Origin of the sequence: Pseudoalteromonas sp. XI10, from assembly GCF_001469895.1 — a bacterium.
Classification (GTDB): domain Bacteria; phylum Pseudomonadota; class Gammaproteobacteria; order Enterobacterales; family Alteromonadaceae; genus Pseudoalteromonas.
Genome location: NZ_LOPY01000021.1, coordinates 80577 through 91929, shown reverse-complemented (window position 1 = coordinate 91929; position 11353 = coordinate 80577). Strand labels below are relative to the sequence as shown.

At 44.6% G+C, this 11353-nt stretch carries 6 protein-coding genes; 1 reads left to right on the top strand and 5 read right to left on the bottom strand.

Going from position 1 to position 11353, the window contains the following annotated elements; genetic code table 11:
• Positions 1-29 precede the first annotated feature (29 nt).
• Positions 30-1535: a T6SS phospholipase effector Tle1-like catalytic domain-containing protein gene (locus AUR67_RS05490; RefSeq protein WP_058584467.1), complete on the top strand. Its 1506-nt coding sequence runs from the start codon at positions 30-32 to the stop codon at positions 1533-1535.
• Between the two features lie 18 nt (positions 1536-1553).
• Here AUR67_RS05490 and AUR67_RS05485 read toward each other — a convergent pair whose 3' ends face one another.
• From AUR67_RS05485 to arfA, 5 genes are all read right to left on the bottom strand, one after another.
• A complete protein-coding gene (locus AUR67_RS05485) occupies positions 1554-2303 on the bottom strand; it encodes a substrate-binding periplasmic protein (RefSeq protein ID WP_058584466.1) in 750 nt (249 codons plus the stop codon).
• Between the two features lie 763 nt (positions 2304-3066).
• On the bottom strand, positions 3067-5700 hold the full coding sequence (locus AUR67_RS05480) for a glycosyl hydrolase family 18 protein (RefSeq protein ID WP_058584465.1): 2634 nt from the start codon (positions 5698-5700) through the stop codon (positions 3067-3069).
• Positions 5701-5765: 65 nt separating this feature from the next.
• Positions 5766-7373 carry a lytic polysaccharide monooxygenase gene (locus AUR67_RS05475; RefSeq protein WP_058584464.1) on the bottom strand — a complete coding sequence of 536 codons (1608 nt, stop codon included), beginning with the start codon at positions 7371-7373 and terminating at the stop codon, positions 5766-5768.
• A 52-nt stretch (positions 7374-7425) separates the two neighbouring features.
• Positions 7426-10605: a glycosyl hydrolase family 18 protein gene (locus AUR67_RS05470; RefSeq protein ID WP_058584463.1), complete on the bottom strand. Its 3180-nt coding sequence runs from the start codon at positions 10603-10605 to the stop codon at positions 7426-7428.
• A 465-nt stretch (positions 10606-11070) separates the two neighbouring features.
• The gene (gene arfA / locus AUR67_RS05465) at positions 11071-11262 is read right to left on the bottom strand and encodes an alternative ribosome rescue factor ArfA (RefSeq protein WP_054563243.1); all 192 of its coding nucleotides are present in this window, start codon (positions 11260-11262) and stop codon (positions 11071-11073) included.
• Between the last annotated feature and the right edge of the window lie 91 nt (positions 11263-11353).

Genomic DNA, 11353 nt, shown 5'->3' with positions numbered 1-11353 from the left:
TTTATACAAACCACTAAAGGAATGACGCTATGACCGCTAAAACGCTGATTTTCAACTTTGATGGCACAGGCAGCGAGCCTCGTGATGCTGAACAATTCAGCGCTGCACACTTCAAAGAAGACGCCAGTATATCTAATATTCTTAAACTTCATTTACTTTTTGGTGGCGCACTCAATAGTGAACCCGAAACACCATTTCCAACTCAACTTAGCTTTTATTATCAGGGTATAGGCACCCAAGGTAGCCGCTTTCGACGTTTATTCAATCAAGCCCTTGCACCAAGAGGCGATGATGTTGCCAGCATTTTAAATCGTGCTATGAGCGACTTTAAAAGCTACTACACTGTGGGTGATAAAATACTTCTGACTGGTTTTAGCCGCGGTGCTGCTCTTGCTAGGCGCTTTGCCAAATGTTTAGAGCCACTTATTAGTGATGATGTTTACTTATGTGTATTTGATACCGTTGCATCTATTGGTTTTTCAAAAGTAACAAAAGCAACCCGCGGTGCTGAGCACGTTATTTTTGAAAACTACACACTTGCAAGCAATATAAAAGCTGCTCTTCATTGCGTGGCACTTGATGAAAAGCGCCGTGCATTTGAACCTACACTTATTAATAGTGCGCCGCATGTACAAGAGATCTGGTTTGCGGGCGCTCATTCAGATGTGGGTGGCGGCTATTATCGTGATGGTTTAGCCGACATTTGCCTACGCTATGCGATTGAGTGGCTGATTGAACAAACCGTCGCACTAAACTTACTTACCAGTGCGGATATCAATTACAACACCTTGCTCCCAGAAGAGCATCGTAACCTCATTGCTCAAGATGATGTTACCGTTACCCCAGATTCGCTGGCACTTAGTCATCAGCAAAACTATTTTTGGTTTAACCCTTTGTTTAAACTGGTAGATCGCGAATGCTGTGTATTAGTTGATAACGAACAAAGCGCGCTCGCGCCAACTATTCATTACACAGTAGCAGAGCGCATTAATCGTTTAACAAGCTATCGTCCTGAATCGTTAAAGAGCCTTCACTACGACGTCCTTTATAATGACGAAACTCGCTTAAGCTTTAAAGGTTTAAGCCCGCATATTGCGCTTGATAAACAAAATATGACGGTGCTGAGCATAGACGAAAGTAAAGATGTGTTTGTTTATGGCGCCGAAAAATACAACCACACCGGCTTAATGTTAGAGCAAGGTGGTACTTACCGATTTACACCTTATCCTGAGCAAACTTGGTATGACGACGGCATTAGTTGCGGCCCTGCGGGTTGGCACCGTGACAATATTCAACTTGGGGTTAAAGAAATCCCAATGGCCGTGCTTGAACCGTTTAGACGATTACCCCACGCACAGTGGTTTGCGTTGATTGGCGCTATCGATAACAACGACGATCATTTGTTTGAAATTGCTGAAGGTGCCGATATTCGTATTGCTAAATCAGGCGAGTTTTGCCCTTTTGCTAACGACCTAAACCGCTTTTATGGCGCGAATGCAGGGCGCATTAAACTGCGCGTAACTCGTTTAGGATAATTTAGTGTTTGGGATAGTTTATTGCTTAACATAGCGAGCGATGATCTCCGTTATCGCTTGCTGGTTGTTTAAAATTGCTGAGTTAATAGCAGCTCTTTCATTAGCATCCAAAGTTACTTTACTCAGCATCAAACACACATTGTTATTGTGTATTATATAGGGGTGAAGGGCGATACCACTGTGTTGATTATTTTGAATTAAATAAAGCCCTGCTAATTCGTCATCAATAAAAAAATCAACCCGTTTAGCCGTAAGCATAGCGACGCGCTGACGTAACGAGGGGACAGTGATCAGCTGCGATTTATATTTTTCCCCAGTGCTAAAGCTTGTAAATTCGGGACCATAATAACTACCGCTGTTGGATAAAATAATTTGTTGTTGCTCAAGCAAGCCTTGCAGATCAAGCTTTTCTAAAAATGGGTTCGGATACCAAAATAACCGCATCACTTCATTACGGTAAGGCTCTGAAAAATAGCTAAATGCATCTCGTTCTTTGCTATAACTCGCCGCAGGCAACAGATCAACATTGCCATGCTTTAGTTCAGCAAAGCCCCGTTTTGACGAAGGCATAATGACGTATTTAGCGCAAAACCCTGCTTCTTTTAGCACTAAATTAACCACATCAATATCAATGCCAGTAAGCTTGCCATTTTGCGTAAAAGCATAAGGTGCCCACTGCTGACTAATCCCCACTTTTAAGGTTTTATCGCAGCTAAAAGCCGAGTTACTCAATACAGCAACAAGTAAAAGCAGCGCTTTTAACTCCATTAAGCCACCTTAGTTTTAATACTTACAGATCATATTATTCAAGTATGGTTGATAATGTCTGAAAGACCAATGTGTGTAGAAGGAAACCGTAAGTTAGCGAGTTTCAAGGGGAAAGAGTAAAGTTACGAGGAACGAGATTCGAGGTGCGAGGTACGAGATTCGAGGTGCGAGTCTGTAGCAGCGATTTTACATCGCGTCCTAGAACCTAGCGCGTAATGCTTTCATTCGTAGGCGTGAAACTTGTTTCGCGCGTCTGATTGACAACTCTTATTTAAATTTGATTCGGCACTAAAGTACCTCCTACAAGGCTTAAATCGCTGAGAAGAAGACTCGATCTAACCACCCACACTGCTCAACTGACATCTGACGTCTAACGACTAAAAGCCAGCGATTTTACATCGCGTCCTAGAACCCAGAACCTAGCGCCTGATGTTTCCCCCGTAGGACTGGCTTTAGCCGGGAAGTGTCTTAAGTTAGCGAGTTTCAAGGGGAAAGAGTAAAGTTGCGAGGTACGAGATACGAGTCTGTAGCAGCGATTTTACATCGCGTCCTAGAACCTAGTGCCTAGCGCCTGATGTTTTCATCCGTAGGCGTGAAACTTGTTTCGCGCGTCTGAAGATAAGAAGTTTGAGAGGTTTATATGGATTGTGTTGGGTTTCACTCCGTTCTACCCAACCTACTTCCCCCCACAAAAAAGCAGCCATACGGCTGCTTTGAAGGGAAATCACATTTTAATGATGGGCATTAAATGTGGTTATTACACTTAAAGTGCTTTCCATACATCCGCGACACCTGGCTCGTCTCCTTGAGTCCACCATTTCGCTTCGTATTTATTACCTTGGTGAGTAACTTGGTCGCCACCGTTATAGATACCCGCAGCTTGCCATACAACATCACCATTACCGTCGGTTGGTTGTGAACTTGCTTCCCATGGGCCGCCTAAATCAGGGCGCTCACCTTGTGTCCACCACTTAGCAGTGTATTCTACGCCGTTATAAATCACCGTATCACCACCAACATAAGTAGCTGCTGCATCCCATGTGGTTTCACCATCTGGCGGAGTTGTTGTACCAGAATCTGTCACGGTGACATTAAAGCTCACTGCTGTTGCTGTTTGACCATCGCTTACTGAAACCGACACAACATAACTTGTATCTGCATCAACGCTGCCCGCTTGTAAACTCACATCAGCACCAGAGCCTACTAACGTTAAGCCTGCTGGCACTGTCCAGCTGTATGAAAGCGCATCGCCATCAGCATCAGATGCCGAAACAGCCACGTCCACACTCGCGTCTTCTGCCACTGTTTTATCAGCAATTGCCGCAACGACTGGTGCTTGGTTCTCACCTGTAGTTGGTGCTATAACATTCACTGTAACGTTACGGCTTACACTTGCCTCGCCATCGCTGACACTTACTGCAACCGTGTATTGCGTATCAGCAGTCACTGATGGTGCTGTAATAGCAAGGGTATTTGAATTCTCACCGGTTACTGTTAACGCGCTGTCAGCTGTCCAGCTAAAGCTTAGTGGATCGTTATCAGCATCAGTTGCTGATGCAGTCACAGATACACTTTCGCCCGCATTCACAGATACGGTACTTGATACAGATAGAACCGGCGCTCTATTGCTAGGCTCAGTGACTGTACCACCCAACCCCTCATGCATTGCATTAAGAATATCGCCATTATCAGCGTCAATTTCCCATGCAAACAGGCCGCCTAGATTATATTGATTAACATAAGCACCTTTTGCTAAAACTGAACGACGGTTATCGTATGTAATTAATTTACCGTTGCTACGGTTCCATACATAAGCGGCTTCAGCTTGTTCATCATAACCTGTTTCAAACCCATTGATGCCATTTTCTGCAGCGCCCAACATGTAGGTTTTGATGCCTTTGTAATCAATAACACCGTCTTCCCATACACCTTGCGCTGTAGTGCCTTTAAGTTTGCCATTGCCTGGTGCTGTCATAGGGTTATCAGCGATAGTCGCGTTTTCTGGATAAACACCTTCCCAGCCACGGCCATACATAGCTGCACCTACCACGATTTTCTTCGATGGTACGTTTTGCGCAAGTAGATTTTGCACTGCATTATCAGTTGTATAAGCAGGGCCTTTATATGGAACGCCTTCTTCATCAACACCCGTGCCATCACACTGACCAACGCGGAAATGCGATGAACAATAAAGCGCAGCCTGATGGCCTGTCACATTGCTCCATGCACCATAGTAGTCGTAGCTCATTAAGAAAATGTAATCCATATATTGTTGAGCTTGTGAGTAGTCGACATCTTCAATTTTGTCGTAACCTGCGCCAATCGCTGATGTTAACTCATACTTACGACCTGTCTCGGCTTCAAGCTTATCGAGCATCGCGCGCAGCTCTTGCATTAACGCAACATACGCTGGGCCATCTGCAACTGGGTCACCTAAGTTTGGATTAGCACCCTGACCACCTGGGTATTCCCAGTCAATATCAACACCGTCGTAGAATTTCCACGTTCTTAAAAACTCTTCCATTGATGCCACAAATGTGTCGCGGTTTGCTTTATCGGTAAAGTAAGCAAATGGGTCTGATAAAGTCCAACCACCCACCGATGGTAAAATTTTCAAATCAGGATAGCGCTGCTTTAACGCCATTAACTGCGAATACGTACCACGAATTGGATCATTACTATCAACACCTGGTAGCGCTTTTTGAATCGCAGCCCATGGGTCGTGGATCACCACTTCAAAGTCTTGCGAACCCGCACAGGCAGTATTTAGCGCGTTTTTAGGACCGCCTGTTAATGAATCATTAGGTCCACAAATTGGAATAAACCCATACAAGATATGACTTAGGTTTTGCGCTGGTATATTGGTTACGTCGAAATCGCGACCATAAATACCCCATTCAACAAAGTAGGCACCGGTTACAAGGCCATCTTTAGTGCCAATATCTTGGTTATTTGGATCATAATCCATCGGCAATGGCGCTAAGTGGCCGCCATCTGTATCGGCAATAACAATTGGCTTACCTTCACTGCGCGCACAGGTGGTACCGCCTTCACATAGTTCTACATATAATGTATGACGACCCGCTTTATCATACGGGAAGCTAATAACACCACTTTTAGTGCCTGCTGCCAGCGAGCCTTCATTAACTAACATATCATCGAAATACACTTTGTAGCTGTCGCCGCCATCCCCACTCCATGCGTTCCATTCAATGCTGATAGTGACTTCATCAACGCGGTTCACCAAGCTCTTATATGAACCAGTGCCTTCAAGGTCAACCTTAACAAATGAGTACTCTTGTGGTTCCCAAATAATGGTCGGTGTTGATGGTGCCGCATTCGCTGCACTTGCAAAGAGTGCAACACCAATGGCTGCGCTTAATTGTTTTATATTCATGATTCTCTCTTATCTGTTTTTATATAGCGTTACGCTGTTATTGATAAAGTTTGAACTACAAAACTTTAGATTTCTGTCCATACTTGGCTGGCACCCGGTACATCTCCTTGGGTCCACCACTGCGCTCGATAGCGCTGTCCTTGATAGGTTACTTCGTCGCCGCCTTGATAGGCTTTGCCGCTGTTCCATTCGATTGATGCACTGCCAGACTCAAGCTGCCATGCATCACTACTGTCTGGTTGTGCGCCTTGGTTCCACCATTTCGCACTGTAAACTCCGCCGTTAAAACTCACTTTATCGCCCGTGTTATATTGGCTTGTGCTATTCCAAGCAGGTACGCTCGGATCAACTGGATCAGGGTCGACCACATTGCTATTAAGCACAGTCACGGTAAAACTTACTTGGCTTGTGAGCTCGCCATCTGACACAGATACACTTACGGTGTAACTTGCATCAGCATCCACAGCAGGGGCGTTTAGCGTGATGTTGGCATCATTCCCCGTAAAGCTCAGTGGTGCAGGTACATCCCAGCTATAAGTTAAGGTACTTTGCTGATCATCAAAGGCGTGCAGGTGTATCGCTGTGCTGCTCTCTTCTTCGACTTGAAGATCATCTGGTTGATGAATTATCGGCGCGGTATTGTCAGGAGCCGCTTGTACGCTTAGTGCAAAGCTGTAGTTTGCATTCGTTGTGAAGACCTGATTAATCAACAAATCAGAAGCATCAAAGGCAATATCTCCAGCGCTATTTTGCACGCCAATATTAACTAAGTGCGCGTAATTAAGGTTTAACAGCGCTGCAAATTCAGCCTGCCAATTAGCTTGATTATCAGCTGTGATCTGCATTTGTTGAGTAAGTAACTCTTGGCCATTTTCATCAAATAACCGAGCTGACACACTACCGCCAACCTCAGCGTCTTGTCCTTGACGAACAAAGTAGCTGATTGCTGTCCAATCGCTTGGCTCTGTCGGGGTCGCATCGCCAACGATATTGATATCGCTACAGTTGTAGAAGCCTTCGCCACCGGCATCATCTCGTTGCCAACGCGTGTATAAAATGGCATCGCCACTGCGCCCTTGTGGAATCGACACGCTCATTTCATAGTAACGGTCGTTGTTAGCGTCAATGCTAAAATCAAGATTGCCGTACTCTTCAATAAGCTCTAGGTCATCCCAAGTAAGCACTTGAGTCGCACTATCAAAGCCCGGTTTTGTTAAATAAAACTGCCAAAAACTTGGGTTATGCGGTGTACTCGCTAAAAAGCGCACTAAAATATCGCCATTTGCATTAGGGATAACCTCACTGCGTTGCCAATGCGCTGAAGGTAAATCCATACCGCGTTTTTCTGGGTCGCCTGCTGCACATAATCGGCCATCAGGTACACTTTGCTTTACAGCCTCTAGGTTTGTGTAATCAATGGTATTAGCCGAAAATTCAATGTCTTGCACAAACTGTACATGCCCTGCTTCAACAAACGCTGCACGACAAGCAAGGTTAGGGATCCCCGTGCCATCTGCAGGCCACCAGTAACCGCCATCGGCATTACAAAATGCTTGGCGTGCCTTTGGGCTTTCTAAGAACCCGTGGGCATTCACATGGCTTGATGCACAGGCAAGCAGCATGCTGGTTGCCACTGCCGATAAAGACAATGCCTTTGATTTCATTACTTTCATTGTTGTTCTCGCTGTAGAAATGCGGAGCAAAGTCCTTGCTCCGCTTAGTTGGTTAAAGCGTGCAACTCACCGTCCAGTCAGCAGATGTGCCTGGCTCTGTGCTCGTCCACCACTTTGCTTCGTAAATCACATTGTTGTGATTCATTAGGTCGCCGCCAACAGCATGGCTTGGGTTACCAGCCCAGTCAGTTTGCGGCCAGTTTGGATATACAGGGATGCTTGCTACATCAACACCGTTACAGTTTTCCTCGCCACCCGTATCACCACCGGTGCCACCGCCAGTATCACCACCGCCAGTATCACCACTGCCAGCTGTGCCATCTGGTAGCATTGGGTATTCGAATTTAAAGGCGTAGGTTTTGCCATTTTTCTCAATAGTGAAGTTAGATGGGCCCGTAATTGGCATGTAGTACATAACTTGCGCCTCAACGGTTTCACCAGTGTTAAATGACTTTTCGATACCACCCCACTCATTCACTAAGGTGATTGAAAATCGATGGAACTCATTTTCAAAGCCACCGATATTATCGCCAGCGGCATTAGAGCCATTCGCTTCTACAGCCATGCCGAGTTTCTCTTGCGCATTCCAATTCGATTTAAAAATTGCAGAGGTAGAAACGGGCACATCAAAGCTGATTTTCGCGCCGCTTAAGTCGATATCTGAGTTATTGGTGAATGCGAATGTAGGTGAAATTGGATAGTTATCATCACCAATCGGGAAATCTTTCACAGTAAAGCTTACGTCAACAGCTTCGCTTGGCAGGGTGAAATCGACATTGCCTTGATGAGTGTTGTAAGCCACACCACTTTGGTTAAATTTATCGTAAGCAAGTGTGGTTAAGCTTGAGCCCATGAAGTACTCACCTTTCGCTGAGTCATAATCATAGTCACCGGCAAGCTCCCAGAACATGATGCCACCAAGGCCGTTGTTGATAACATAATCAACTTTCGTTGCCATTGATTGCTCATCTTCAATTGATAAGAAAACCTTTTTCTCTGCATTCCAAAGCCATGGAGCAACTGCTACATCATCGTAGAAACGTGTATAAGTACCCGTTAATACATCATCTGCATCGGTTTCTGGCGTTAGGCCATAGATTTCAAGGTAAGAAGGGTTAATGCCATTTTCGAGATTTTTCGCATGCCATAATGGGTTCGAACCTGCTGGCATTTCTTCACCAACATCGTTCTTATCGTGCCATAGGTTATCTATGCCAAGTGCGCCATTACCGCATTGGTTTTTCTCACCAACGCCAGTCCCTTTAGCACATTTTGATTGATCTGGCAGCGCTGCTTGGCCCCATAAACCATTAGTACCACCCGACACATCTTTAAAGCCACGAGTGTAATATGGAATACCAATATTGATTCGACCTGCAGAGACCGCGCCGCGGAAGTAACGTACAGCCCAATCCGTATTTAAGTAGCCAATACCTTCAAACTCAGCGGTGGTATAAACGCCCCATTGCGCTAATTCAGAATCAAGACCGGTATCAAACAAGGCTGCGTTGTGGCCTACATGTGAATTCCATGCACCATGTAAGTCATAAGACATAATGTTAACGTAATCGAGATACTTCACGCTTTGGAATGTTTCCATGCCACGTAATAAGTAACCTGAAGATGGCGAAGCAATCGTTAATAAGTAATGCTTACCTGCCTTTTCACCTGCAATATCAAGTTCTTCACGTAGTTTTTGCATCAATACACGATACGAGGCGTTAAGACCTGCGCGACGAGCATTAGAGATAGGAAAATCATCAGGGTGGCCTGAGTCATTCATTGACGATGGGTATTCGTAATCAATATCGACACCATCAAAACCGTAAGTTTCAATAAACTCAACGGCACTTTTCGCAAAGGCATCAATTCCCGCTTGGTTCACAGAGCCATCGGCATTGGTTGTCATCGTGTAGAAACCACCGCTATTTACGCGAGTACCGTCTTCACCAAAATAACCACCGGTTTCAGCCCAACCACCTACAGAGATTAAGGTTTTTACATCTGGGTGTTGTTTTTTGAATTTATTGAGTAAGTTAAAGTGACCTGTGTAACTAAAACTTGGATCCATTTCAGCGCCTGTAACGCCCGGCCAAGTCATGTTTGTCGCTGGGTTGCCAGCTGCATTTGGATCACCAATCGAGACCTTGTTATTGCCATCAACATGCGCAAAGGCATAGTTAATATGGGTGATCTTGTCCCAAGGAATATCGTTAACTAAGTAGCTTGGCTGACCATTGGCGCCATTTCGCCAACTCGTAAAATAACCAATAACTCGGCGTGGATGATCGGCGCCCATTTTCTCGCGGCCATTTTCATCATACACGCTACAGTATGGGGTATTCACACCCGGTGTTTGGTATAAGCCTTGTGGTTTACAATCTGTACCTGGTTCTGTTGCTTCAACAACATTAACAACTTTGCTTTGTGTATCCGTCGCGCCTTCGTTATCGGTCACCGTTAAGGTAAATGAAAATTGCCCAAGTGCTGGAGCCTGCCAAGTGTAACTTGAAGAAGCAGCACTTGCTTGATGAACTTCAGTGCTGTTTTCAGTTAACGATAACGCAGTCACTTGGCCATCGCTATCAGTGCCAGAAAGCGCAAACACCACACTGTCACCCACCGTTACTTGTGATGGCAGTGAGCTAAATTCAATGCTTGCCACTGGTGCTTTGTTAACCGGCTCAACGTCATCAGACACGCTTACTGAATGTGCAACCGCTGTAGAGGTTAGCCCTAAATCATCCGTTGCGACCGCACTGATCACATGGCTGCCTTGCGTTGCTTGCCAGTTCGCTGAGTAAGGTGTGCTTGTCACAACACCCAGCGATGTACCATCAACAAAAAACTCAACACTTGCCACGCTACCATCAGGATCAGTAGCGACAGCGCTTATGACAACGCTGTCACTGCTGGCAAATAAAGAACCCTCTGCGGGTGTTAAGCTGCTAATTTGAGGAGCTTGATTTTCATTGACAACGCTGTCACAGACACCCAATAAACGCCACTCTTGATCGACACCAGAAGTCTCCACAGGGTTGGTTTGCGTCCACCACTTGGCTTCATAAGCGCTACCTTGCGCCTGAACCTGATCACCACCAACATGTGTTTGCCCTTGTTGCCACACTTCTAAGTTGCTGCAATCAATCGCAGCCTGTGCTGTAAAGCCGTATAAACCTAGTGACAGCGCACTCAGTTTAAAGGCATTTTTTATTAATTTATGCGAGCTCATTCGCTCCCTCCGCCCAAAGTTTTAATAACATTTATTTTACAAATCCAACTTTAAAGTAACACAAAGCGCTATTACGTCAAGCTTATGTTTACCTTTAAAGGGTAAAATAAACACACTTTTTGATGTGCAATTTAGTTAAAAGCACTAAAAAAGAATTAATTATTTTTATCAAAAAGCAAAAACGAGGATGATTCTACCGAGTAAAAATGAACATATAATTAACAATAATTTAACCATGGAAAGCACGGCCCTCCTGGTTTGTACAAAAAAATAAGCAGCACTTGTGGGAGGGTAGACGATAATAATTATCGTATCGATTATGGGTATATAACGAATAAATTAGTTTTCAGGTAAAAATTTCTATAAAAATTGAGTGAAAATTATTCTTAACACGAAATTTAGTCATAAAAAAAGCAAACACTCAGTGTTTGCCTTTCACAAAAATCCTATTTGATCACAACTTAATTAAGCAGCGATTAAATAGGACTCTCGTCCTGCATGTTTTGCCTTACGTTGATATGCACCTTTACCTTTTTTAGGTTTCTCTACTTTTGCGGTGAACAGCTTAGATGTAACCATTGCGGCGTACACATTATCGTTAATTACACCACGACCAGTATCAACTTGGCCTTGTGTACGTTGTTTCTTTTTGCTCATTTTTTGCTCCTATTTAAAGTGTTGCGAGTATATACCTACCTAAGCACTACGCAAGCGATTTTTAAGAAAAAAACGATGATTTTCCCACTCA

What these genes read in the sequence shown, in the direction of transcription:
- AUR67_RS05490 (WP_058584467.1), top strand. Translation starts at nt 30, where the DNA reads ATGACCGCTAAAACGCTGATTTTCAACTTTGATGGCACAGGCAGCGAG.
- AUR67_RS05485 (WP_058584466.1), bottom strand. Translation starts at nt 2,303, where the DNA reads ATGGAGTTAAAAGCGCTGCTTTTACTTGTTGCTGTATTGAGTAACTCG.
- AUR67_RS05480 (WP_058584465.1), bottom strand. Translation starts at nt 5,700, where the DNA reads ATGAATATAAAACAATTAAGCGCAGCCATTGGTGTTGCACTCTTTGCA.
- AUR67_RS05475 (WP_058584464.1), bottom strand. Translation starts at nt 7,373, where the DNA reads ATGAAAGTAATGAAATCAAAGGCATTGTCTTTATCGGCAGTGGCAACC.
- AUR67_RS05470 (WP_058584463.1), bottom strand. Translation starts at nt 10,605, where the DNA reads ATGAGCTCGCATAAATTAATAAAAAATGCCTTTAAACTGAGTGCGCTG.
- arfA (WP_054563243.1), bottom strand. Translation starts at nt 11,262, where the DNA reads ATGAGCAAAAAGAAACAACGTACACAAGGCCAAGTTGATACTGGTCGT.